The sequence below is a fragment of the Pseudomonas sp. 21 genome, assembly GCF_000955805.1.
Lineage (GTDB): Bacteria > Pseudomonadota > Gammaproteobacteria > Pseudomonadales > Pseudomonadaceae > Pseudomonas.
On the sequence record NZ_JYOA01000007.1, the window covers coordinates 357,119 to 381,039 of the forward strand.

Annotated in this window: 26 protein-coding genes; 5 read left to right on the forward strand and 21 right to left on the reverse strand. The window is 66.9% G+C overall.

Features of this window, described 5'->3' with window-relative positions:
* Positions 1-15 precede the first annotated feature (15 nt).
* Positions 16-810, forward strand: a complete 795-nt coding sequence (locus tag UB43_RS17130) for an ABC transporter ATP-binding protein (RefSeq protein ID WP_045213261.1) — start codon at positions 16-18, stop codon at positions 808-810.
* Positions 811-947: 137 nt separating this feature from the next.
* Here the strand turns inward: UB43_RS17130 and UB43_RS17135 are convergent, their stop codons facing one another.
* A complete protein-coding gene (locus tag UB43_RS17135; protein WP_177329802.1) occupies positions 948-2,591 on the reverse strand; it encodes a SulP family inorganic anion transporter in 1,644 nt (547 codons plus the stop codon).
* A 472-nt stretch (positions 2,592-3,063) separates the two neighbouring features.
* On the opposite strand from UB43_RS17135, the gene UB43_RS17140 reads away from it, so the two are divergent.
* Together UB43_RS17140 and mdtI are read left to right on the forward strand one after the other, a co-directional pair.
* Entirely contained in the window at positions 3,064-3,423 is a 360-nt protein-coding gene (locus UB43_RS17140) for a multidrug/spermidine efflux SMR transporter subunit MdtJ (RefSeq protein WP_045213264.1), read from the forward strand.
* The gene (gene mdtI, locus UB43_RS17145) at positions 3,417-3,746 is read left to right on the forward strand and encodes a multidrug/spermidine efflux SMR transporter subunit MdtI (protein ID WP_045213270.1); all 330 of its coding nucleotides are present in this window, start codon (positions 3,417-3,419) and stop codon (positions 3,744-3,746) included. Before UB43_RS17140 ends, mdtI begins: the two co-directional genes overlap by 7 nt.
* Positions 3,747-4,009: 263 nt before the next feature.
* On the opposite strand, the gene UB43_RS17150 is transcribed toward mdtI, so the two are convergent.
* The 12 genes from UB43_RS17150 to flgB form a co-directional block, all read right to left on the reverse strand.
* Positions 4,010-5,056, reverse strand: coding sequence for a hypothetical protein (locus tag UB43_RS17150; RefSeq protein ID WP_045213272.1), 1,047 nt, complete (start codon positions 5,054-5,056; stop codon positions 4,010-4,012).
* Between the two features lie 140 nt (positions 5,057-5,196).
* Positions 5,197-6,111, reverse strand: coding sequence for a flagellar hook-associated protein FlgL (gene flgL, locus UB43_RS17155; RefSeq protein WP_045213273.1), 915 nt, complete (start codon positions 6,109-6,111; stop codon positions 5,197-5,199).
* Between the two features lie 23 nt (positions 6,112-6,134).
* Positions 6,135-7,502, reverse strand: a complete 1,368-nt coding sequence (gene flgK, locus UB43_RS17160; protein ID WP_045213275.1) for a flagellar hook-associated protein FlgK — start codon at positions 7,500-7,502, stop codon at positions 6,135-6,137.
* On the reverse strand, positions 7,499-8,539 hold the full coding sequence (locus UB43_RS17165) for a lytic transglycosylase domain-containing protein (RefSeq protein ID WP_045213276.1): 1,041 nt from the start codon (positions 8,537-8,539) through the stop codon (positions 7,499-7,501). The genes flgK and UB43_RS17165 overlap by 4 nt, the downstream gene beginning before the upstream one ends.
* Entirely contained in the window at positions 8,539-9,642 is a 1,104-nt protein-coding gene (locus UB43_RS17170; protein ID WP_045213277.1) for a flagellar basal body P-ring protein FlgI, read from the reverse strand. The genes UB43_RS17165 and UB43_RS17170 overlap by 1 nt, the downstream gene beginning before the upstream one ends.
* Before the next feature lie 15 nt (positions 9,643-9,657).
* Positions 9,658-10,320 carry a flagellar basal body L-ring protein FlgH gene (flgH, locus tag UB43_RS17175; RefSeq protein ID WP_045213279.1) on the reverse strand — a complete coding sequence of 221 codons (663 nt, stop codon included), beginning with the start codon at positions 10,318-10,320 and terminating at the stop codon, positions 9,658-9,660.
* A gap of 2 nt (positions 10,321-10,322) precedes the next feature.
* Positions 10,323-11,108: a flagellar basal-body rod protein FlgG gene (gene flgG, locus UB43_RS17180; protein ID WP_045213281.1), complete on the reverse strand. Its 786-nt coding sequence runs from the start codon at positions 11,106-11,108 to the stop codon at positions 10,323-10,325.
* A 27-nt stretch (positions 11,109-11,135) separates the two neighbouring features.
* Positions 11,136-11,864 (reverse strand): flagellar basal body rod protein FlgF, encoded by a 729-nt coding sequence (locus tag UB43_RS17185; protein WP_045213283.1) that lies wholly within the window; start codon positions 11,862-11,864, stop codon positions 11,136-11,138.
* A 9-nt stretch (positions 11,865-11,873) separates the two neighbouring features.
* Entirely contained in the window at positions 11,874-13,061 is a 1,188-nt protein-coding gene (gene flgE / locus UB43_RS17190; protein ID WP_045213285.1) for a flagellar hook protein FlgE, read from the reverse strand.
* A gap of 36 nt (positions 13,062-13,097) precedes the next feature.
* Complete coding sequence (locus tag UB43_RS17195) at positions 13,098-13,769, reverse strand: flagellar hook capping FlgD N-terminal domain-containing protein (protein ID WP_045213288.1); 672 nt, start codon at positions 13,767-13,769, stop codon at positions 13,098-13,100.
* Positions 13,769-14,197, reverse strand: coding sequence for a flagellar basal body rod protein FlgC (gene flgC / locus UB43_RS17200; RefSeq protein WP_045213291.1), 429 nt, complete (start codon positions 14,195-14,197; stop codon positions 13,769-13,771). The genes UB43_RS17195 and flgC overlap by 1 nt, the downstream gene beginning before the upstream one ends.
* A gap of 4 nt (positions 14,198-14,201) precedes the next feature.
* Positions 14,202-14,567 (reverse strand): flagellar basal body rod protein FlgB, encoded by a 366-nt coding sequence (gene flgB / locus UB43_RS17205; protein WP_045213294.1) that lies wholly within the window; start codon positions 14,565-14,567, stop codon positions 14,202-14,204.
* Positions 14,568-14,629: 62 nt separating this feature from the next.
* Between flgB and flgA the strand changes: the two genes are divergently transcribed.
* Entirely contained in the window at positions 14,630-15,451 is an 822-nt protein-coding gene (gene flgA, locus UB43_RS17210; protein ID WP_052969557.1) for a flagellar basal body P-ring formation chaperone FlgA, read from the forward strand.
* Positions 15,452-15,550: 99 nt separating this feature from the next.
* Here flgA and UB43_RS17215 read toward each other — a convergent pair whose 3' ends face one another.
* From UB43_RS17215 to UB43_RS29575, 8 genes are all read right to left on the reverse strand, one after another.
* A complete protein-coding gene (locus tag UB43_RS17215; protein WP_052969558.1) occupies positions 15,551-16,597 on the reverse strand; it encodes an ATP-grasp domain-containing protein in 1,047 nt (348 codons plus the stop codon).
* Positions 16,598-16,786: 189 nt separating this feature from the next.
* The gene (locus UB43_RS17220) at positions 16,787-17,716 is read right to left on the reverse strand and encodes a phosphatidate cytidylyltransferase (RefSeq protein ID WP_045213295.1); all 930 of its coding nucleotides are present in this window, start codon (positions 17,714-17,716) and stop codon (positions 16,787-16,789) included.
* A 1-nt stretch (position 17,717) separates the two neighbouring features.
* A complete protein-coding gene (locus UB43_RS17225) occupies positions 17,718-18,347 on the reverse strand; it encodes a 1-acyl-sn-glycerol-3-phosphate acyltransferase (RefSeq protein ID WP_045213296.1) in 630 nt (209 codons plus the stop codon).
* Between the two features lie 14 nt (positions 18,348-18,361).
* The gene (locus UB43_RS17230) at positions 18,362-18,808 is read right to left on the reverse strand and encodes a hypothetical protein (RefSeq protein ID WP_045213300.1); all 447 of its coding nucleotides are present in this window, start codon (positions 18,806-18,808) and stop codon (positions 18,362-18,364) included.
* Positions 18,798-20,138: a phosphatase PAP2/dual specificity phosphatase family protein gene (locus UB43_RS17235; protein WP_045214167.1), complete on the reverse strand. Its 1,341-nt coding sequence runs from the start codon at positions 20,136-20,138 to the stop codon at positions 18,798-18,800. Before UB43_RS17235 ends, UB43_RS17230 begins: the two co-directional genes overlap by 11 nt.
* A gap of 11 nt (positions 20,139-20,149) precedes the next feature.
* The gene (locus UB43_RS17240; protein WP_045213302.1) at positions 20,150-21,907 is read right to left on the reverse strand and encodes a bifunctional alpha/beta hydrolase/class I SAM-dependent methyltransferase; all 1,758 of its coding nucleotides are present in this window, start codon (positions 21,905-21,907) and stop codon (positions 20,150-20,152) included.
* A gap of 63 nt (positions 21,908-21,970) precedes the next feature.
* Positions 21,971-22,591, reverse strand: a complete 621-nt coding sequence (locus tag UB43_RS17245; protein ID WP_045213304.1) for a CDP-alcohol phosphatidyltransferase family protein — start codon at positions 22,589-22,591, stop codon at positions 21,971-21,973.
* Positions 22,592-22,674: 83 nt separating this feature from the next.
* Entirely contained in the window at positions 22,675-22,821 is a 147-nt protein-coding gene (locus tag UB43_RS29575) for a hypothetical protein (protein WP_156160435.1), read from the reverse strand.
* 88 nt (positions 22,822-22,909) lie between these two features.
* Here UB43_RS29575 and lafA point away from each other — a divergent pair, with 88 nt between their 5' ends.
* Positions 22,910-23,791: a lateral flagellin LafA gene (lafA, locus tag UB43_RS17250; RefSeq protein WP_045213305.1), complete on the forward strand. Its 882-nt coding sequence runs from the start codon at positions 22,910-22,912 to the stop codon at positions 23,789-23,791.
* Positions 23,792-23,921 lie beyond the last annotated feature (130 nt).

Sequence of the window (23,921 nt, forward strand, 5' to 3'; positions counted from 1 at the left end):
ATGAGTGCCCAGACCATGAACGCGATCCTCGACCCCGCCATCCTTCCCGCCCAGCAGGCGCAATCGGGCGCACTGGCCATCCAGGGCCTGAGCAAGGCCTACGCCATCGACGGGCGCAGCCTGCCGGTGCTGGAGAACATCTCCCTCGACGTGCGCCCCGGCGAATTCGTCAGCATCGTCGGCGCCAGCGGCTGCGGAAAATCGTCCCTGCTGCGCCTCATCGTCGGCCTCGAAAACGATTACAGCGGGCGCATCCTGCTCGACGGCCAGGCCGTGACCGGCACCAGCCTGGAACGCGGCATCGTATTCCAGGACCACCGCCTGTTCCCCTGGAAGACCGTGGAAGACAACGTCGCCCTGGCGCTGAAGAACCAGAAGCTCAGCCGCGCCGAGAAGCGCGAACTCGTGGCCGATCACCTGGAACTGGTGGGCCTGACCGGTTTCGAACAGGCCTACCCGCACCAGCTGTCCGGCGGCATGGCGCAACGCGCCGCCATCGCCCGCGCGCTGATCACCCGGCCCAAGGTGCTGCTGCTCGACGAACCCTTCGGCGCCCTCGACGCCCTCACCCGCGTGCGCCTGCAACACGAACTGCAACGCATCTGGGTGCAGCAGCGCAGCACCATGATCATGGTCACCCACGACGTGGAAGAAGCGCTGTACCTGGGCGACCGGGTGGTGGTGATGGACGCCCGGCCGGGGCGGATTCGCCATGAGGTGCGGGTCGACCTGCCGCATCCGCGCGAGCGTGGGGAGCCGGTGCTGACGAAGCTCAAGGAAGAACTGCTGGCGGAGCTGATGCAGGGCTGATCCTGATGTAGGGCGGATAACGCCTGGGGCGTTATCCGCCCTACGGGCTGCTGCACCGCTGATCGTTGGGTAGGAGCGGACTTCGTCCGCGATCGGTCCGCATCGCGCCGGATACCCATCGCGGACAGAGTCCGCTCCTACGCAGCCGGTTGACTTACGGCAGAGAGCGCCGCCGGGAAATCCGGGTGATACCCCGCGCCGATCTCTTCCAGCACACCCGCCTTGCGCAGCTTGCCCAGCACCCGCGCATTGGCCTCGCACAGGCGCACCTCGATGCCCCGCCGCTGCAGTTGCTCGATCACCTCCTGCAGGGTCTGCAGGCCGGTGATGTCCATGAACGGCAAGTGGCGCAGGCGGATGATCAGCACCTTCGGGTCAGTGTGGGTCTTGGCCAGCGCGCGCTCGAAGGTCTCCGCCGCGCCGAAGAACAGTGGCCCCTCGATGCTGTACACCAGCACGCCCGGCGGCAGGTCGCCAAGGCCACGGCCGCGCAACTCCACGTCCAGCTCGGGGCCATCCTCGGCGTGTACCTCCACCGAGGACGCCATGCGCCGCAGGAAGTGCAGCATGGCGAGGATCACGCCGATGTTCACCGCGATCACCAGGTCGCTGAACACGGTGAGCAGGAAGGTCACCAGCAGGATGGCTACGTCGGCGCGCGGCGCGCGTTTGAGCATGAACAGGAAGTGCCGCGCCTCGCTCATGTTCCAGGCCACCACGAAGAGGATCGCCGCCAGCGCGCAGAGCGGGATGTTCGAGGCCAGCGGCGCGAGGAACAGCAGGATCAGCACCAGCGTGGCCGCATGGGTGATCCCGGCCAGCGGGCTGTTGCCGCCGTTGCGGATGTTGGTCGCGGTGCGCGCGATGGCGCCGGTGGCGGCGATGCCGCCGAACAGCGGGGTGACCAGGTTGGCGATGCCCTGGCCGATCAGCTCCTGGTTGGAGTCGTGGCGGGTGCCGGCCATGCCGTCGGCGACCACCGCCGAGAGCAACGATTCGATGGCGCCGAGCATGGCGATGGCGAAGGCCGGGCCGATCAGTTCGAGCACGCGCGGCAGCGTCACTTCCGGCAGGCTGAAGCTGGGCAGGCCTTGGGGAATGCCGCCGAAGGCGCTGCCGATGGTGGCCACGCCGTCGAAGTGGAACAGCGACTGGATGGCCGTCACCACCACCATCGCCACCAGCGGGCCGGGCACCCGGCGCAACGCGGCGATGCGCGGGGTGAACAGCACCAGCGCCAGGCTCAGCAGCGCCAGCAGGGTCGTCGCGAGGTGCAGTTGCGGCAGGGCCTGGATCAGGTGCCAGAGCTTCTGGTGGAAGTGTTCGCCAGTCACGGCGGGAAGGCCGAAGAAGTCCTTCCACTGGCCGACCCAGATGATCACCCCGATACCGGCGGTGAAGCCGACGATCACCGGCGCGGGGATGAAGCGGATGATGCTGCCCAGGCGACTGACGCCCAGCAGCACGAGGATCGCGCCGGCCATCAGCGTGGCGATCTGCAGGCCGTCGACGCCGTACTTGGCGGTGACCCCGGCGAGGATGACGATGAAGGCGCCGGTCGGCCCGGCGATCTGCACCCGGCTGCCGCCCAGCAGCGAGACCAGGGCGCCAGCGAAGATCGCCGTATAGATGCCCTGCTCCGGCTTCACCCCGCTGGCAATCGCGAAGGCCATCGCCAGCGGCAGCGCGACCACCCCGACGATGACGCCGGCCACCAGGTTGCGCGTCCAGTGCTCACGGCCAAAGAGTCCGGCCTTCCAGGCTTCTCGCAGGGCGATCATCACAGTCTCCGACGGGATATCGATGCTGGATGCTAACAGGCCGGAGCAGAAAGCGGCCTGGCGCAGGTCATGACTGTGGCGTGCTGTCGCAGGCGAAACAGGGTGAACAAAATATTGCACAACCCTGGCTGCGCGCTGCTTCCAGCAGGTTTTTGAAGTGCCGGAATATGGGCTTCTCGCCCCGGAACAGAGGCGGTCGATTTGCCAGGCGACCTGAAATTTGGCACAATATGTTCATTATGTTGAACATCAAGGCTCTACCTCTCCCCACTTCCCGCCTGGTGTCGCGCGAGCGTCACTGGACCGGCGACCTCTAGCTCCTCCCTTCGGCTGCTACCTGTTGGTGGTGCCAAGTGCGGCGAACACTCCCAGGTGATTGCCGCCCGAGTCGGCGCCACGAAACCCGAACCGAAACCGCCGCAAGGATGCTCTCAGCGAGACTGCGCGCGGCTGCCCGTGGGAGGGCTCCACCATGCGTTCCTGGATCTATCTGTTTGCCGCCATCGGCTTTGAAGTCGTTGGCACCACCTCGATGAAATTCACCCACACGCTGTTCCCGGTCGCCGGGCTGCTGCTGATGTACCTGATGATCGGCCTGTCGTACTACTTCCTGTCGCTGGCCATCAAGCGCGTGCCGGTCGGCGTGGCCTACGCCCTGTGGGAAGGCATCGGCATCGTGCTGATTACCCTGGTCAGCGCCTTCTTCCTCGGCGAGCACCTGAGCCTGGACAAGGCCCTGGGCCTGGCCGTGATGATCGCCGGCATCCTGCTGGTGAAGTCCGGCACCCGTACCGGTAAGCGTGAGGAGAACATGGAGGCTGTCACATGCTGAACCATGACCTGATTCCGATGGCCTGGCTGGGCCTGGCCATCGTCCTGGAAGTGATCGCCAACCTGCTGCTGAAGTACTCCGACGGCTTCCGCAAACGCGCCATCGGCGTGGCCTCGATCCTCTGCGTACTGGGCGCGTTCACCGCGCTGTCGCAGGCGGTACGCGGCATCGAACTGTCGGTGGCCTACGCCATCTGGGGCGGCTTCGGCATCCTCGCCACCGTCGCCATGGGCTGGGCGCTTTTCGGCCAGCGCCTGGTGTGGCGCGGCTGGGTCGGCCTGGCGATGCTGGTGCTGGGCATGGGCCTGCTGAAGCTGGCGTGATCACTTCGAGTGAAATGGAAAAGGCGGAGCTGGGCTCCGCCTTTTTTTTGCCTGGAATCAGGTGCCGTGCGGTTCGCGGGCGTGGCCCGCTCCTACGCTGAATCCCTGTAGGAGCGGGCCACGCCCGCGATCGGCGTCCGCAGGACGCCCTTGAATCCATCAGGCCAGAACGTAGGGCGCATAACCTGGAACAGGTTATCCGCCGCAACCCGCGCGGCGGATAACGCTGGCGCGTTATGCGCCCTGCGAAAGACCCAAGCGAATCACGCCAGCAGGCTCACCACCGCAAAGCGGCTGAGATTGGCCTGCGCCACCACCGTCTGCGCCGCTGCGCTGTAATGCGTCGCGCTGCGCCCCATGCGGTCGAGCATCGAGGCGGCGAAGGTGTGCGCCCACTCGCGCTCGTCCTCGCTGGCGTGGCGGTCGAGGAAGTCGCGGATGTCGTCCTGGCGGTGGCGCAACTGGTCGCGCAGGCCGCCGATGCGATCCAGCGCCGAGACCACCGAATCGAGCAACTGGCGCTGCTCGCGGAAGGCATCGGTCCTGACCTCGGTGGGGAATGCCAGCAGCCCTTCTTCCTGGCTTTTCAGCCGGGTGTTCTTGCCCTTGGCGAACAGCTTGCCTTCGCCCTGCACCGCCAGCTGGCCCTTGAGCTGCTGCCAGTCGGCCTCGGGCGCGGAGAACTTCAACGCGCCATCGCTATCGAGTTCGGCGCGGATGCCGGCCTGGCCCAGTGTCGCATTGAAGCGGCGCAGCACCTGTTCGGTGCTCATGCCGTCGTCCAGCACCACCGCCGCCGGTTCGGCGAGTTGGCGGCCGGCGCTGAACAGCAGGGTTTCCTTGCCGGAGCGCTGGATCGCTTCCACCGACTCCAGCCCCTCCAGGCTGAAGCGGCTGCGCACCGGTTCGTTGAGGCGCAGGCGGAAGTTGGCGTCGAGGCTGCCGTCCGAGCGCTGGGCGCGCTGCTCCAGCAGCTCGTTGACCTGCCGGGTGGCCTGGCGCACGCCCTCGCGGTCCTGGGATTGCGGCGCGCTGAGTTCGCGGCTGAGGTTGAGCTTGAGGCCGCCGAGGCGGTCCTGCAGGTCGCCCAGGTAGCTGTCGGCGGACTGCATGGACGACAACTGCTGGTTGAGCTGCAGGTTGAAGCTGCCGCTCTTCTGCGCGCCGCGCGCCATCTGTGCGGCGTTCTCGCCTTTTTCCTCACCTTTGCGCAGGGCGTTCTGCCGCTCACCCGTGGAGGGCAGGATGACGTCGCGGCGGGCGCTCGGGTCGAAGACGGCGGCGGCCGGCAGTTGCTTGATGACCTTCATGGTGACCTCTGCACCGATGTGCCTCCGCCCGGCGCAAGGGCCGGGCGGAGGCGGGATAAAAAGTAGGGGAACCGGGCGCTGCGCCGCCGATTGGCGTCCAGACCTCCTTGCGGTGCGGCCCGGCTCCCCTACGAAGAAACTTACAGGCGGCTGAACAGCGACAGGTCGTTGAGCTTCAGGTAGGTCTTCTGCGTCGCCTGCAGGGCCAGCTGGTAGGTGTTCAGGTCGATGGTCGCGCCGGCATAGTCCAGCTGCGACAGCTCGCCGTTGATCTTCTGGTTCACCAGCGAGACTTCCTCGTTGCTCGAGTTGAGCATGGTCAGGGTGTTCTGCCGGCCGCCCAGCTCGGTGATGGCGCCGAGCACGCCGTCGTGGGCGCTGTCGAGGCTGTCGATGGTCGCGGCGATCTGCGCGTGTACCGCCGGGTCGGCGACATCCAGCGCCGGGTCCTTGAGCATCTTCACCGTGGCATGCAGCTGGTTGAGGAAGTCCATGTTGCTGCCGAAGACGCCCAGCGCGGTGACGTTCTCTTCCACCTGCACACCGTTGGCCACGGCAGCCTGGCGCGACTTGTCGTTGCCGGTGGCGACGTAGGTATCGGTCAGCGGTTCGTAGGTCACCGCGGCGGTGTCGCTCAGGGTGCCGGAGAACAGGTAGCGGCCTTCCTCGTCACGCACGTTGACGAAGCTGACGATGGTCTTCTCGATGTTCTCCAGCTCGCCGGCCATGGCGTTGAGGTCGCCGCCGGTGTTGGAGCCGTTGGCCGCCCAGAGCAGCAGGTCGCGCACGTTGAGCATCGCGTCGGAGGTGGCCTGCAGGTTGGTTTCCTGGGTCGACAGGTTGCCCGAGACGTTGCCGATGTTGGTGCGGTACTGCGCCAGGCTCGCTTCCTCGCGCTGGATGCGCAGCATGCGCACGCTGGCGATGGGGTCGTCGGAGGGCTGGAGGATGCGCTGGCCGCTGGACATCTGCTGCATCAGCTTGCCCAGGGCCGCCGAGTTGCTGTTCATCGAGCCGCCCATCAGCGCGGTGATCTGTGCATTGGTAATGCGCATGCTGCTTTCCTTCGCAATGGCCCTTAGAAGGCCGCGAGCATCGAGTCGAACAGCTCCTTGGCGGTGCTGATGACTTTCATGTTGGCCTGGTAGGCCTGCTGGTAGGTGATCAGGTTGACCGCCTCCTCATCCAGGCTCACCGCGCTGACGCTGTCGCGACTGGCCTGTGCCTGGCTGGCCACGGTGGTGGCGGTCTTCTGGTCGGCCTGGTTCTGCCGGCTGGCGCTGGCAACTTTGCCGAGCAGGCCGGCGAAGGCGTCGTTGAGGGTCACCTGGCTGCCGTCGAGGGTGATCGACTGGCCCTTGAGATCGAGCAGCGCCAGCAGGTTCACGTTGTTGCCGGACTCCCCCGCGGTGTCCGACAGCGCCAGCTCCTCGGGCTTGAGGTCGTTCACGCTGAGCATCGCCGTGGTGCTGCCGGCGTTGTAGGTGAGCAGCGCCTGGCCGGGGTTGCCGTTGAGATCGAAACCGTTGGCCAGGGTGTCGTTGACCATCTGCGCGAACTGTCCGGCCATCTCGTGCAGCGCGGTCTGGTTCGGTCGCAGGGTGTCGTACTCGGTGTCGAACAGCGCACCGAGGGAGCCGCCCATGCCGTCCTGGGCCAGCGGGAAGCTGGTGCCGGCGAAGGTCAGGGCGATTTCCTGCTCGCCCGTGGCGGTGCGGCTGATCGCCAGTTGCCCGGCGGAGTTGCCCGCTACCAGCGGCTGGCCGTTGGCGAGCGACACGGTGAGCGAGCCGTCGGCCACTTCGTTGACGCGGATCGAGGCGTACTTGGACAGATCCGCCACCAGGCTCTCGCGGTGGTCGCGCAGCGCGGTGGTGTCGCCGCCGGAAGAGCCGACCTCGACGATCTGCTTGTTCAGCGCAGCGAGGTTGGACGTCAGCCCGTTGATCTCGCCGACCATGGAGCCGCGCTGCTCCTGCAGGGCACGCAGCTGGCTGTCGATGTTGCCGGACAGGCCGTTGAAGCGCTGGGCGAGGTTCTTCGTCTCGTTGACGATCTGCTGGCGCAGGGCGACCGAGCCGGGGGTGGCGGTGGCCTCGCTGAGCGCGGCGAAGAAGTTGTCCAGGCCGACACTGATGCTCGAGCCTTCGCCGCCCATCAGCCCTTCCAGCGCGGACAGGTACTGCTGGCCGCTGTCGTAGTAGCTCTGCTCGGTGGTGGCGCGCCACAGCTGCTGGTTCTGGAAGTCGTTGGCCATGCGCCGGATGCTGGTCACCGTCACGCCGCCGCCGACGTTCAGGCCACCCTCGCCGGCCAGCGAGGCAAGCACCGGGTTCAGCCGGCTGAAGCCGGGGGTGTTGGCGTTGGCGACGTTCTGGCCGGAGGTAGCCAGGGCGATCTGCGCCGCGCGCAGGCCGCTGTAGCCGATCTGGCTCAACATACTCAAGAGGCATTCTCCTTCGACTCGAGGCGGATCGGCTGGGCAAAGGCCGCCGAGGCCGGTCGGGAAACAAATTCGGGCTGTTGTCCCTGATAGGCGACGGAATCGGCGTGGCGCTTAAATCCTTCCTGCGGCGCGTGCTTCAGGCCGCTCTCCGGCGACAGTCCGCTGCCGGGCATGCGTGCCGGCGCCTGGGCCTCGCGCACCCGACGGAGCACGCCGAGGGTGTAGTCGCGGGTTTCGTCGTAGGGAATGCTGCGCACCCAGTCGGCCATGCCGATCTGTCCGCTGCGCGGGTCGCCGTTGTTCTTCAGCCACTCGTCCACCTTGCCGGGGCCGGCGTTGTAGGCGGCCAGGGCGAGTACGTGCTGGCCGTCGTAGCGGTCGAGCATCTTGCCCAGGTAGGCGCTGCCCAAGGCTTTGTTATAGGCCGGGTCGCTGGTCAGGCGCTGCTCGTCGTAAGGCAGGCCGAGCTCGCCGGCCACTTCGCGGGCGGTATCGGGCATCAACTGCATCAGGCCGCGCGCGCCCTTGGGCGAAACAGCGGCAGCGTTGCCGCCGGATTCCTGGCCGATCACGCTGTCCACCAACGTGCGGAAACCGGCGCTGCCCTGCTGCCAGGCGTGGGCGAGACGGTCCACGCCGCGCTGCCAGGTATCCACCAGCGGGTTGCGGCTGGACACCGAGGGGCGGCGCAGCGCCTCACCGCCATCGGCGAGCGCGACAGGTTCGGCAGTATCGGTGGGCTCGGCGGAAAGCTGGCGCACCAGCAGGTCGGCGATGCCGGTCTGCTTGCGCGAGGCCAGGTGCTCGGCCAGCGCTTCGTCGTAGAAGTCGCGCATCGTATCGAGGTCGCGGCTGCGCAGCGGGCTGCCGGCGGACAGCACGTCGCCGGCCTTGCGCATCTGCTTGAGGATCTGCTGCAGGAACATCGCCTCGAACTGCTCGGAGGCGGCCTGCAACTGCTCGCGGCGCACCTGCTCGGGCGACTCGCCCGGCTGGCCGGTGGGAACGATGGGGCGATTGAGCGAGGTGATGCTCATCAGATGACCACCAGCTCGGCATTCAGCGCGCCGGCCTGCTCCAGCGCCTGGAGGATGCTCATCACATCATCCGGCGTGGCGCCCAGGCTGTTCACCGTGTTGATGATGCTTTCCAGGCTGGTGCCTTCGGGCCATTTGAACATCGGTTTCTTGTCCTGGCTGACCGACACGTCCGACTGCGGCGTGACCGCCGTGGTGCCGTTGGAGAACGGCCCCGGCTGGCTGACCTGGGGGTTCTCGCTGATGGTCACGGTGAGCGTGCCGTGTGCCACCGCGGCGGCCTTCACGCGCACGCCCTGGCCGACCACCACGGTGCCGGTGCGGCTGTTGAAGACGACCTTGGGCCGGGTACGGCCTTCCTGCACCTCCATGCCTTCGAGCATGGCCATGAAACTGGTGCGCTGGGCGCTGCTGACCGGCGCGCGCACCGACACCTTGGTGCCGTCCAGCGCAGTGGCGGTGCCGGAGCCGAAGCGTTCGTTGACCGCGTTCATCACCTGGGTGGCGGTCTGGAAGCTCGGCTTGCGCACGTTGAGCATCACGTCCGGGCGCTGGGCGAAATCGCTGGGGATCATCCGTTCGATGGTCGCGCCGTTGGGAATCAGGCCGCTGTTGGCGCTGTTGATCGACACGCTGGAGCCGCTCTGGCCCTGGGCGTGCAAGCCGCCAACCACGAGATTGCCCTGGGCCAGCGCATAGACTTCGCCGTCCACGCCCTGCAGCGGTGTCATCAGCAGCAGGCCACCGCGCAGGCTCTTGGCGTCGCCCAGCGAGGACACGGTGACGTCGATGGTCTGCCCGGCGCTGTAGGACGGCGGCACGCTGGCGGTGACGCTCACGGCGGCGACGTTCTTCAGTTTCGGATCGACGTTCGGCGGCAGGTTCACGCCGAACTGCTTGAGCATGTTGGCCACCGACTGGTTGGTGAACTTGACCTGGTTCTTGTCGCCGGTGCCGTCCAGGCCGACCACCAGGCCATAGCCGATCAGCTGGTTCTCGCGCACGCCTTCGATGTCCACGAGGTCGAGCAGCGGGATGGCCAGCGCCTCGGCCTGCCAGAACAGGCAGGCCGTCGCCAGCAGGCGGGAAAGAGTTCTACGCATGAAGGGCTCGCCTGCTTACATCGGGAACAGCGGATGGGTGAAGAAGCGCGTCAGCCAGCCGGCCGAATTGCTGTCGTTGAGCACGCCGCGTCCGGCATAGGAAATCTTGGCGTTGGCGACGTTCTGCGAGGACACCTGGTTGGAGCGGTTGATGTCGTCGATGCGTACCAGGCCGGTGAGGCGGATGAACTCGTCGCCCTGGTTCAGGCGCAGGGATTTCTCGCCCTTCACCAGCAGCACACCGCCGGGCAGTACCTTGTGCACCGTCACGGCAATGGAGCCAGTCAGGGTGTTCTGCTGCGAGCTCTTGGCCGAGCCGTCGAAGTCACGGTTGGCCGTGGCCGACGTTTCCAGGCCGCCGTATTCCTTGGTCAGGATGGTCGGCACCGGCACGTCCAGGCTGGATTTCTTGCCGAAGCTGGTGCCCGCGCTCTTGCTCGACTGGGTGGACTCGCTGAGCACCACGGTGACGATGTCGCCGACGCCGATGGCGCGCTTGTCGCGCAGCAGCGAGCCGCCGTAGCCGGAACGGAACAGGCCGCCGCTGGTGGTCGGCGGCTGGCTGTAGTCCAGCTCCGGGGGCTGGTAGGTCGAGGAATCCTCGTCCGGCAGCATCTCCTCGAAGCTCTGGCAGCCGGCGAGCAGCGCCAGGGCGAGCAGCAGGGCAAGGCGCGTCATCGTCAGACCGTCTGGTTGAGGAACTGCTGCATGCCCGACGCAGCGTCGAGCACCTTGGCGTTGGCCTCGTAGGCGCGCTGGATGGCGATCATGTTCACCATCGCTTCCACCACCTGCACGTTGGAGCCTTCCAGCACGCCCTGCTTGAGGGTGCCCAGGCCTTCCTCGCCCGGCGTGCCTTCCTGCGGCTCGCCGCTGGCGGCGGTTTCCTTGTAGAGGTTGCCGCCGATGGCTTCCAGGCCCGCCGGGTTGGTGAAGTTGACCAGGGTAATCTGGCCCAGTTCGGTGGGCAGGGTCTCGCCGGGGAGGATGGCGGTGACGATGCCGTCGCTGCCGACGGTGAAGCGGCTGGCGCCGGCCGGCACTTCGATGTTCGGCGTCAGCGGCAGGCCCTGGGCGTTGACCACGATGCCTTCGTTGTTCAGTTGCAGCTGGCCGTTCTCGGTGTAGTAGGTGTCGCCATTGGGCGCCTCGACCTGGAAGAAGCCGCTGCCGACGATGGCCAGGTCCATCGGTTGCCCGGTGGTCTGCATGCTGCCTTCGGTGAACACCTTCTGCGTGCCGACGACGCGCACGCCGCTGCCCAGCTGGATGCCGGACGGCACGGTGTTGACCTGGTCAGCCTGGGCGCCGGGTTGCAGCTGCACCTGGTAGAACAGGTCCTCGAACACCGCGCGGTCGCTCTTGAAGCCGACGGTGTTCACGTTGGCCAGGTTGTTGGCCACGGTGGACATCGCGGTGTCCTGTGCCGCCAGGCCGGTCTTGCTGACCCAAAGTGCCGAACTCATGTTGTGCTCCTGTCTGCGCGCCGCGCGTTAGCCGCCACGGATCATGCGGTCGCCGGCCTCGGCGAGATCCGAGGCGGCCTTCATCATCTTTACCTGGGTCTCGAACCGCCGGTTCAGGCTCATGGTGCCCACCAGTTGCTCGATGGCCGAGACGTTGCTCTGCTCCAGGTGCCCGGAGACCAGGCGCACGTCCTCGCTGGCGGCGACGTTCTGGCCGTCCTTGCTCACCAGCAGGCCCTGGGCGTTCTTCACCAGCGACGCAGCCGGGGCGTCCACCAGCTTGAGGCGGTCGACGTCGGTCATCATGAAATCGCCGCGCGGCATCACCGAGATGGTGCCGTCGCTGCCGATGGCGATGGCGTCGTACTCGGGCAGGGTGATCGGGCCACCCTCGCCAAGCACGGCGCGGCCGTTGATCATCAGTTGGCGGTCGGCGTCGATCTCCAGGTTGCCCTGGCGCGTGTACGCCTCGCCGTTGCCGCTCTGCACGGCGAGCAGCCCGCTGCCCTGGATCGCGACGTCGAGGTCGCGACCGGTGGCCATCAGGGTGCCGGCGCTCATGTCGACGCCGCTGCTCTCGATGCGCGCGAGGTGGCGGCTGTCGTAGCCGGCGCCGCTCACGTCCACGGCGGTGGCGTGTTCCAGGTCGGCACGGAAGCCGGGGGTGTTGACGTTGGCCAGGTTGTTGGCGCGGATGTCCAGCGCAGACATGCTGCGGCTGGCCGCCGTCATCGCGGTGTAGCCGAGACGATCCATGGGGTTTCCTTAGATGGCCGAGAACAGGACCTGGGTGAGTTCCTTGTCGGTGGTCATCACCTTGGTGTTCGCCTGGTAGTTGCGCTGGCCTTCCATGAGGCCCACCAGTTGCTGGGTGATGTCGACGTTGGAGCCTTCCAGGTTGCCGGCCGACAGCGAGCCGAACTGGCCGATGCCGGGCACGCCGATCAGCGGGGCGCCGGAGGCGGAGGTCTCGGTCCAGGCGGTGCCGCTCTGGTTCTGCAGCCCGCCGCTGTTGATGAAGTTCGCCAAGGCGACCTGGCCCTGCAGCATGCGCTGGCCGTTGCTGTAGTTGACGTAGACCTTGCCGTCGTTCTCCACCGCGATGCCGGTCTGCTCGCCGGCGGCGTAGCCGGTGGTGCGGTTGGTGGTGACGACGAAGTCCGAGCCGTACTGGCTGGTGCCGGTGTAGTCCAGCGCGATGTTCATCGGATCGACGCCCGGCAGGGTGAAGCTCACCGGCACCGAGGCGATCGGCGAGGATAGCGAGCCGTCCGGCGCGAAGGTCAGCGACTGGGTGGCGCCAACGGCATTGCCGTCCACTGCGTAGTGGGCGTCCCAGGTGTTGGTGCCGGTCAGCACGAAGTACTGGGTCAGGGTGTGTTCCTTGCCCTGGGAGTCGTAGATCTTGCTGGTGTAGGTGGAGTTGTAGGTCTCCACCTTCTGCGGGTCGAACGGCGAGACGGTCGGCACTTTCTCGTTGGAGTCGAGGTTGGCGACGAACTCCAGCTTGTCGGTGGCCTTGGCCGGCAGGTTGGCGGTCTTCACCTGCAGGTCGGAGACGGTGCCCACCAGCAGGTTGCCCGCGGCGTCGGTCGGGTAGCCCTGCAGGCGCTGGCCGGTGGCGTTGATCAGGTAGTTGGCGTTGTCCTGGCTGAACACGCCGGCGCGGGTGTACTGGGTGTCGCCGTTGCCGCTCTTGACCACGAAGAAGCCGCCGCCGGAGATGGCCAGGTCCAGCGCGCGATTGGTCGACACCAGCGAACCGCCCTGGCTGATGCTCTGGGTGGTACCGGCGACTTCCACGCCCATGCCCTTGCTGTCGGCATAGACGCTGCCGAACTCGGTACGCGAGGACTTGAAGCCCACGGTGCCGGAGTTGGCGATGTTGTTGCTGATGGTGTCCAGCTGCTGGGTGACGGCGTTCAGGCCGGTCAGGGCGATGTTGAAGCTCATGGCGTTATCTCATCCTAAGAGGGGGGAAGCAGGCGCTCAGGCGGCCTGGCCCTGACTGAATTCGACGATCTTGTAGAACGGCACCGAGCCTGCGCCCTCGACTTCCAGCACGGGGCCGTCGGCGCTGACGCGGACGTTGCGCACCAGGCCGGAAACCTCGACACCCGGCGTCTCGCCGCTCTCGGTCTTGACCGCCAGCGTGTACTGGCCGGGCTTCAGGCCGAGCGCTTCGGGGTCCACGGTGAAGGGCACCGCGCCGGCTTCCTGCGGGCCGAGGGTGATATCGGTGCGCACGCCGTTGGCATCGGTGAGCTGCAGTACGGTGGTAGCCGAGGCATGCTCCAGGGTGATCTGCCCGCTGACCTTGTCGCCGTCCAGCTGCAGGCTGTCGGCGCTGACCTTCACTTCCTGGCCGACCAGGCCGGCGGCGGTGAGGGTCTGCAGGTTGTCCATCAGCACCAGGTTGTTCTGCTGCAGGGTGGTCATGTTCTGCATGCTCTTCACCTGCGCCATGGCCGAGTACTGGTTGATGAACTCGGTGCTGTCCACCGGCTTGGTCGGGTCCTGGTATTGCACCTGGGCGACCAGCAGGGTGATGAAGCTGTTCTCCATGTCGGTCAGCTCGCCGAGGTTGACCGCCTGCCTGGGCGTGTCGGACGAGGTGCCGCTGGTGCCGGTGGAGCTGGTGTCGTTGTTGACCGTGCTCATCAGGCGTCTCCCAGTTTCAACAGGCTGGACTGCATGCTCTTCACGCGGTTGAGCACTTCCACGCCGGTCTCGAAGCTGCGGGTGGCGGACATCATGTCGGTCATCTCCTCGATCTCGTTGACGTCGGGGTAGTAGACGTAGCCGGTGGCATCGGCCAGCGGGCTGCCGGGCTCGTAGCGGCGCTGCGGCGAGCGGCCGGAAGTCACCACGTCGAGCACCTGCACGTGGGCGCCGCCCATGCCGGCGCCGCGGGTGAGCTGGTCGTTCTCGTAGACGGCGGCGAACATCGGCTTGCGCGCCTGGTACACGGTGTCCGGGCTGTTGGCGGCGGAGTCGGCGTTGGCCAGGTTGCTGGCCACGGTATTCAGGCGCACGGTCTGCGCGTTCATCGACGAGCCGGCGATGCGGTAGATGGAGTCGAATGCCATGGCGTCAGCGTCCCTCGATGGCCTGCTTGAGGCCGCGGAATTTCATGGTCAGGAAGGTCAGGCTGGTCTGGAAATCCATCGCGTTGCGCGAGAATTCCGCCTGCTCGGTGGACAGCTCCACGCTGTTGCCGTCCTGGGAAGGCTGGTTGGGGATGCGGTACTTCAGGTCCATCGCGTGCGGGCCGGTGCTGGCCAGCAGAGCGGACGGATTGTCCTGGCGCTGCATCTCGGCGGCGAAATCGATGTCCCGCGCCTTGAAGCCGGGGGTGTCTTCGTTGGCCAGGTTGGAGGCCAGGATTTCGCTGCGCTGCATGTGCAGCGAGAGGGCTCTCTCGTGGATACCCAGGGTCTCGTCAAACCGTATACTCATTCGCGCAACCCGCTCTCGTCGTTCGGCCATCTTTCGGTGTGCGCAGCGACAGAGCACAAAGCATGCCCACCCCGGAATATCGCTTCATGTCGTTGATTTACAAGGCTTTATGCGCAGATAAAAAACGCGCATGCAACGCGGCTTTTCCGCTTTCGACGCGCCGTGCGAGGGGATGCGGAAAGGCCCTTTCCGCCTGCTTCCTCCTGCTGCTCCCCGCCCTTGCGCACGCGCAGGATGCGCGTGCGCAACTCGACGCCGCCGCGCAGCAGCAGGTCGCCGCCGAGCTGAAGGAAGCCGCGCGCAAGGCCGGCTGGAAAGGCATGACTTTCACGGTGAACAACAACCTGCCCAACAGCCTGGGCAAGCTCGCTGCCTGCCCCGGCGGCCCGCAACTGCGCGCGCTCGAAGCGCCCGCTGCGGTCACCGCGCGACGACGCTTCGAAGCCTCCTGCGCGGGGCAATCCGGCTGGCCGGTCACCTTCATCAGCCAACCCACCGTGTACCTGCCAACGGTGGTCGCCAGCGCCGAGATCGCGCGCGGCCAGACGCTGGACGCGGCGCAGCTCAAGCTCGCGCCGGTGGAGCTCGGCAAGAGCTCGCGGGGTTACTTCACCGCAATCGCCGAGGTGGCCGGCAAGACGGCCCGCCGCCGCATCCGCGCCGACCAGCCGCTGACGCCAGCACTGCTCGATGGGGCCATGCTGGTGCGCCGCGGCCAGCAAGTGAAGATCGTCGCCAGCCAGGACGGCATCCAGGCCAGCGCCGTCGGCGAGGCACTGGCCAACGGCAAGCAGGACGACGTGATCCGCGTGAAGAACCTGCGCAGCCAGAAGATCATCGAGGCGAAGGTGACGGCGTCAGGCGAGGTGAGCAGCATCTTCTGATGCCGGCCGCTCCGGCAGGTCGATCCCGACCTCCCAGGGTGCGCAGGCGCGGCGGACGGCGAACTCACAAATGGCGCGCGCCCATTCCCGCAGGCTCCTTCAACTCCGCAACGGCGACAGGACATCGCGGACGGAGTCCGCTCCTGCGTGCGCCGGTTGCCCCGTGCAGGTGGTCACCTCCACCAGCCGCCGCGCATGGATGCTTGGCGCCGGCAGCACCGGCGCATCCAGGGGCGCTTCGCGGAAGCAGCGCAGGTGGTTGGCGACCATGTCGTAGCCGGACAGGTGGCTGAAGGCGATCCCGCCGGAGAAGCGCGGGTTGACGTCCATCAGCAGCGCCTCGCCGTCCTGCACCAGGAACTCCATGTTGATGCAGCCGTTCACGCCCAGCACGCGGGCGACCTGCCCGGCCATCTCGACCAGTTGCGGGTCGGCCAGCATGCGCACGGTCAGGCCTGCGCCAGTAGGCGTGCGCACCAGTTCCTGGCGCGCCATGGCCGCCCAGTCGCCGCTGCTCCGCTGGCGCACCACATCCACCACGCAGACCTCACCCGGCAGCAAGGGCTGCACGATGTAGTCGCGGTCCGAGAAACGCTTGCGCACGTAATGCAGGAAGTCCCCATCGCGTACCTGCATCAGCCCTTCGCAATTGCGCCCGTCGCGCGGCTTGGCGATCAGCGGCAGGTCCAGCCCCGGCACGGGCAGGTCCTCCAGGCGCCAGGTGGGAATCGTGCGGATCAGCGGGTCATGGCGGAAGGCCTGGTGCACCCGCCACTTGTCGCGGGCGATGTGAATGGTCTCCAGCGGCTGCATGCACAGCGTGATGCCGCGTTCGGCGAACGCTTCGTGGTGCAGCGCAAAGGCATCGACCTCCGGGTCGATCAGCGGCAACACATGCGTCACCCGCTCGGCTTCGCAGATTCTGAGGATGTGCTCCACATACTCGGTAACATTTCTCGCCGCCGGAACCCGATGGAAGGCATCCAGCAAGGCCGAGGTCGTGCACCAGTCGCGGGGCTGGGTATTGGTCCCCACCACTCGCGCGCGCCAGTGTTCGCGCAATGACGAGATCACCGATTCGGCGGAGTAGGAGCCGATGGCGGTGACCAGGCAGGTAAAGGGGAAAACGCCGGTCGAGCCGTTCAAGACGCGGCCCCGCCGGTGACTCGCGGAAAGAGAGTGCTCATTGCTTCATGGCCCCGCAAAGATTCGACTGCCTACGTCCAAACACTCCGTTGCCGTATGACACTCCGCCAGGTGATAGAGCAAGCGTAGCCGCGAACCGGCGCTCCGGATGGGTTACTCCGGAGCGCCCGGGGGGATTTCCGACGGAAGTCAGGTCCACCAGTAACGGACGAAGTGGAAGAACACCGGTGCAGCGAAGCACACCGAATCCAGGCGATCGAGCATGCCGCCGTGGCCTTCGATCATGTGGCCCCAGTCCTTCACCCCGCGGTCGCGCTTGATCGCCGACATCACCAACCCGCCGAAGAAGCCCAGGATGTTGATCATCAGGGCGATCAGCAGCGCCTGCCAGAAGGTGAAGGGCGTGATCCACCACAACGCGCCGCCGATCAGCGTGGCCAGCGCCACACCGCCGACGAAGCCTTCCAGGGTCTTGGACGGCGACAGGTTCGGCGCGATCTTGCGCTTGCCCATGAGCTTGCCGCAGACGTACTGCAGCACGTCGGACAGCTGCACGACGATGACCAGGAAGGCGATCAGCAGCAGGTTGCGCCCTTCGTAGCCGGCAATCTCCAGGGTCAGCAGCGCCGGCACATAGGAGATGCAGAACACGGCCAGCATCAGCCCCCACTGCACCTTCGAGGCGCGCTCGAGGAAATGCTTCGAGTCGCCCCCCAGCGAAGCGAGGATCGGCAACAGCAGGAACACGTAGACCGGAATGAAGATGGAGAACAGCCCGTACCAACCGATGCCGATCAGCAGGTACTGCATCGGCAGCACGAAGTAGAACGCCGCCACCAGCGCCGGATAGTCGCTGCGGCGGGTCGGCATCAGGGTGAGGAATTCGCGCAAGGCGTAGAACGACACCCCGTAGAACAGCAGGATCACCGCCCAGTAACCCAGTGCGAAGGCGCAACCGATCACCGCGACCATCACCCACCAGGCGTTGATCCGCGCGTTGAGGTTGTCGATCACCGCGTGCGGTCCGGGCGGCGCTTTCCAGCGCAGCACCGCGCCGACCAGCGAGGCGAGGACGAGGATGGCGCCGATGCCACCGAAGAGCAGCCAGGTCTGGTTCATCTCAACGACCCTCCGCCGCGGCCAGTTTCAGCAGTGCCTCGCGGGCGCGTTCGAGGAACGCTTCCTTGGCCTCGTCCTCCTGTACCGCCAGCGGTGCGCCGAAGCTCAGGGTGCATAGCAGCGGCAAGGGCAGCGCGCGGCCCTTGGGCATCACGCGGTTGAGGTTGTCCAGCCAGACCGGCACCAGCTCGACCTGCGGATGGGCCTTGGACAGGTGATAGATGCCGCTCTTGAAAGGCAGCAGGCGCACTTCCTCGTCGAGGTTGCGGGTGCCTTCGGGGAAGAGGATCAGCGAGTCGCCGTCGGCCAGGGCGCGCTCCACCGGCTCCAGCGGATTACCACCCTCCGCGCCGCGCGTGCGGTCGATCAGCACGCCATGGAACACGCGGTTGATGATGAAGCCACGCAGGCCGCCCTTGCCCCAGTAGTCCATGCCCGCCACCGGCCGCGTGCGCGAGCGCAGCTCCGGCGGCAGCGAGGCCCAGAGCAGGACGAAATCGCCATGGCTGCTGTGGTTGGCGTAGTAGATGCGCTGCGCAGGGATCGGCGTGGTGCCGATCCACAGGCTGCGCAGGCCGGTCACCGCACGGGCTCCGGCGATGATGGCGTAGGCGCAGAGTCGTTCCAGCATTGCGGGTACGTTCCTCAGGATTGGAAGGTCAGGGCGATCAGGCACAGCAGTGCAACCAGCCACTGCAGCGCGCACAGCACTACCTGCCGACGCAGGAGCTTCAGCGCGCCACGGCTGCGCTCGCTCCAGGTGCGGCCGGACATTTCTTCCGGCACACCCACATAGGTGGCCAGTGCGTCATCCAGTTGGCGGGTTTTCTCCGGCAGTGCTTCGCCGGCGTTGGCCATGGCTTCGAACAGGTCGGCGTCCAGCGCCACGCGCATGGCATAGAACTTCTGCACCAGCCCGAGCAGCACCAGCAACGCCATGCTCAGGCTGAACGCCAGGGTGGCGCTGGCCATCAGCGCGCCGTAGAAGCCGAGCGCCAGCGCCAGCACGGTGAGCGCCGAGGAAAGGCCATTGAGACTGCTGCCGCGGCGCAACAGGCTGGCTACCAGGATCAGGGCCGGATCAACCGACATGACTCACCTCCTGTGACAGGTTCGGCTGGCCGGCGATCTGCGCCAGCACCGCCAGTTGTTCGGCCTTGAGCACCACCCGCGGACGCGCGTGGCGAACCTGCGCCAGCGCATCCTCGAGCGTGGCCGCACGGCCGGATAACAGCAGCCACGCGGCCAGGACCGTCGCACTGCGCGAATACCCCAGGGCGCAGCAGACCAGCAGCGGGCCGCGCGCGCGAAGTTCGTCGATCAAGGCGGCGCCCAGTCGACACTGATCGACGCTGGGCGTGATCAGGTCCAGCAGCGGCAGGCTCGCGTAACGATCGTCATGCGCGGTGCAGGGAAGCTCCGCACAGAGGTCGAGCACTCCCAGCTCGGGCCGCGCCTTGCGCTCCGCCGCGCCGGGCAGGCGACCCAGCCAGAGCCCGGGCAGTACCTCATCGGGCTGCGGGTGCTGGCGCGTCCAGGCGCGGGAGTTGATCCAGGCGGCCAGCCGATAAGGCGCCAGCAGCCAGCAGACAGCCAGCGAGTGGCGACCCTCCGCGCGCTTCTGGAAGCCCTCCGCGCCGATACCCAGGTAGCACAGCGCAACCAGCGCCAGCGACACCGCCGGCCAGCTCAACCAGAGCCATATGCCGCCTCCGCTCAGTGCCAACAGCCCGCAAAGCGCCGCGCCGATGGCGTAGAAGGTGGCCAGTCGAAGTCGCCGCGGATCGGTGCTCAGTGTCCAGGCGGCCAGCGGCGAACGCCCTTCCCGCGGCCACAGCCAGAGGCAGAAGAAACCCGCCAGGGCACCCGTCGGCACATCGATGAAGTGGTGCTGCCAGGTGGTCAGGACCGACAGCCCGATCAGCGCGAACCAGCCATGCAGCAACCAGCGCCAGACCCCGCTGGCGTAGCGCCCGTAGGCCGCCCAGAGCACCACCAGCAACGCGATATGCAGCGAAGGCGCCTGGTTGAAGGGCTTGTCGAAGCCCATCAGCACATCGAACAGCCAGCCGAAAAGGCCGTCCAGTGCCGGGCGCTCGAAGCTGAAGCGCAGCGGGAAAAGCAGGAAGCAGCTGACCGCGATCACCTGCGCCGTGAGCAGCCGCAAGCCGTGGCTGTCCAGCTCGCGGCGAGTGCGTGGCAGCAGGAAGGACAGGCCGTAGAGCAGGTCGATCGACCAGTACGGAATGATCGTCCAGGGCCACAGCGGCGTGCCGCGCTCCCAGTCGAACACCAGCACACCGACCGATTCGCGCTGTCCCGTCACCCAGTTGGCGAAGCCGTAGCTGGCGAAGAAGAATGGCGCGAGGCACAGCAACCAGATCACCGCCCGGCGAAACACGCCGGGGTCGCGCGGCGGCATCGCTGCGCCCATCAACGGCGCTCCCGGCGGGCCAGCGACACGGTGAAGATGCCGTCCTCGTCGATGCGCTGGGCCAGCTTGCGGAAGCCTGCCGCTTCAACCAGTTGGTCCATCTCCCGTTGCGTGCGGCGGCGCATTACCCAGGCCTGCCCGGCGCGGTGGCTGGTCAGGGCGCGGGCGATCAGCTCCAGCTGCGGGTGCCAGGGCTGGCCGGTGTAGATCAGGTAGCCGCCCTCCTCCACCGCTTCGCCGAGGCCGGCCAGCGAGCCGCTGACCAGAGCGTTGTCGGCGAACAGCTCGTACAGACCGGACACCACCGCCAGGCTCGGTTTCGGCTCTACAGCGGCCAGGTCAGCGCCATCGAAGGCATCGCCCTGGACGAAGCGCGCACGTTCTTTCAGGCCAAGGCGCTCGATCAGCGCCGAGCCTTCGCGCACATTCAGTTCGCTGTAGTCGCGCAGCAGGACGCTTTCCGGCAGCGGTTCGACGCCCTGCAGCGCTTCGAGAATGTAGCGTCCGTGGCCGGCGGCGATATCGAGGATGCGCACCTCGCGGCCCTGCTCGCGCAGGCTGGCCATGGCCAGGCGCAGCAGTTCCTCGATGTTCACCTTGCGCTGGCGGATGCCGCGCCAGCCGGCGGACTCCAGGTAGGTGCGGTCGATCATCCGGCCCACCGGCCCCGCCCCGGCGGGCTGGTTGCGGTAGACGTAGTCCAGCGTGCTGCCGGAGTCGAAGCCGGTCTGGAAGCCGAGGTTGATGCCGTCGGACAGCAGCCGGCCGAGGCGCATGTTGGCGCGTGTGGCGCGCCAGTAGAGATCGCGGATGGACCCGTTGGGCAATGGCGTCGCCAAGGCTTCCGCCTCGGCGCAGGTGTAGCCGAAGCGGTCGGCGTCGCGCAGGTCGGCGAGCTCGGGCGCGCGAGCGAAGCACTCGAGAATGAAGCGCCGCGCGCGGGTGGTCGCCTGCTCGCGGTTCAGCTCGCCGAGGGTGTCGTGGAAGAAGCCGGGCAGGATGTGCAGCTCCTTGCGCGCCGTGCCGAGGTTGTCGAAGAAGCGCTGCTGCGGTTTGCGGTGCACCACGAAGTCGGCGCCGGAGATCAGCAGTTGCGTCGGCACCTGGATCGCCTGGGCGTCCGCCACCACGCGGTCCGCCGCCTCATACAGGCCCAGCAGCACGTTCACCGAGATGGCCTTGGCGATCAGCGGGTCGCTGTCGTAGGAGGCGATGCGCTCGGGGTCGTGGGTGAGGAATTTCGCCTTCACATAGCTGTTGACGAAGAAGTTGCCGCGCCACCAGCGCGCCAGCTTCAGGCCCGGCCGGGCGAAGGGCACATAGAGCTTGACCTTGAACGCGGGCGAGGCGAGTACCAGGCTGCGGATCGGCGGCGCATAGTCGTGCACCCAGGTGGAGGCGACCACCGCGCCGACACTCTGCGCCACCACCGCCATGTCGCTGATGGCGATGCCGTAGGTCGAGGCGATGTGCTCGACGAAGGTCTGCACGTCGCGCACGCTGGTGCCGAAACTCGGGCTGTCGCCACGCGCGCCGGGGGACTGGCCGTGGCCGCGGGCGTCCCAGGCGAAGACGTCGAAGCCGGGCAGCTCGAGCTCGTCGGCCAGGTGGCCGATGCGCCCGGAATGTTCATGGCCGCGATGGAACAGCAGCACCGCACGGCGCGGCTCGTCGCTGCCGGCAGCGGCCGGCCAGTGGCGGTAGAACAGCTCGACGCCGTCATGGGTAACGAAGTGGTGATTCGAAGACTCGCGCATAACTTCCTCTGTTCGATGGCTTGCGGGACTGTCCGGTCCCTGTCCTGACGTGGCGGTCCTGGCTCAGCCGGCCTGCCGTTCCTTCTGCTCGGCCAGGCCCTGGCGCACCCGGTTGACGATAGTCAGCACCAGCAGCAGTGCCAGCAGCACCAGCAGCGGGTTCAGCCAGACCAGCGGCAGTTGCCCGACCGCCACGGCGGCGCCGAAAACGCCGAAGCACAGTGCGCGGTCGCTCTTGCCCATGGGCCCGTCGTAGCGCCGGGAGGCACCCACCATCACCCCGAGCACGCCGGCGTACTCGCTGATCACCGCCAGCAGGACCACCAGCACCACCAGCGCCGGGCTCACACCCGGCAGCAGGGCGAATGGCAGGTACAACGCGCTGTCGGCGATCACGTCGGTGAGTTCATTGAGATAGGCGCCCAGCTTCGACTGCTGGCCGAACTCGCGGGCGAGCATGCCATCCATGGCATTGAGCGCCATGCGCAGGAACATCCACAGGGGGACCAGCAGGAATATCCAGGCATGGCCGGCCAGCAGCGCGACCGTGAGCGCCACCAGCAGCGAAAGGCCGCAGGCGCCCAGCGTCACCTGGTTGGCGGTGACGCCGCGCTCGTACAGGCGGGTGACCAGGGGGCGGAGCAGGTTCTGGAAGCGGGACTTGAGCTGGTAGACGGAGATCATGAGGTTCCTTTCTCAAAGTTCGGCTCAAAGTTCGGAGCACGGTGTTCGGACGAACGATCCACAGCCTTGTGGACCCGAGGAGCTTAGCCGCACCCCGGCGTCAGGGCTGTCAGATATGTCTCAACAACATAGATGACCGCTCCCGAGTAAAAGGACACATGCTGCAGGCCGGCGATGCCCGCGCGGCGCCGGCCGGTATCGCCGGAATCCCCGCGCCAGATTTTTTTCATCCGCCCTTAATCCTTCCCCGCGAGCTGTCGCCTTACCCCTTCAGCAGGCACAACGCCGGCTTCATTCAGCTCATACAGGAAGTCCACCATGGCCTTGTCGATTCAAACCAACTACTCCTCCCTGATCACCCAGACCAACCTGGGCAAGACCAACAGCCTGCTGGCCACCAACCAGCAGCGCCTGGGCACCGGCCTGCGCATCAACTCCGCTGCCGACGACGCCGCCGGCCTGCAGATCGCCACCCGCCTGAACGCGCAATCCCGCGGAATGGACGTGGCCATGCGCAACACCAGCGACGCCATCTCCCTGATGCAGACCGCCGACGGCGCCTTCAGCGAGCTGACCGACATCACCCAGCGCATGAAGGACCTGGCCACCCAGGCCGCCAACGGCACCAACACCACCGACGACGGCAAGGCCCTGTCCGCCGAGTTCAACGAACTGGGCAAGGAACTGAAGAACATCATCGCCAACACCAAGTTCGGCGGCGATGCGCTGTTCGGCGTCGATGGCGCCAGCGGCAAGTTCGGCACCGCCAACGGCGTGACCTTCCAGATCGGCTCGGACAAGGCCGAGACCCTGAACGTCGACGTCACCACCGAACTGAAAGCCGTGACCGACGCCTTCGGCGCCCTGACCACCCAGTTCGCAGCCACCAGCGCTGACGGCACCGAGCTGGAAACCATCAGCGGCGCCAACGGTTCCATCGACCTGGCCAACGATGCCCTGGACGCCATCGGCAGCCTGCGCGCGCAGTTCGGTGCGAACATCAACCGCCTGCAGCACACCTCCAACAACCTGGCCAACATGAAGGACAACACCGACCTGTCCAAAGGCCGCATCATGGACGCCGACTTCGCCGTCGAAAGCGCCAACATGAGCAAGAACTCCATGCTGATGCAGTCCGGCATCTCCATGCTCAAGCAAGCTGGCCAGATGCCCAGCATGATCATGGGCCTGCTGGGCTAAGCCCCGGCCAGCGCGAGGCGCCCCCCGCCTCGCGCGCCCTGATCCGCCAACGCCCCGCCCCGGCGGGGCGTTGTGCTGTCTGCGGGTACGCTGACAAACAGCATTGCGACTTCCCGTCGCGGCGCAGCCC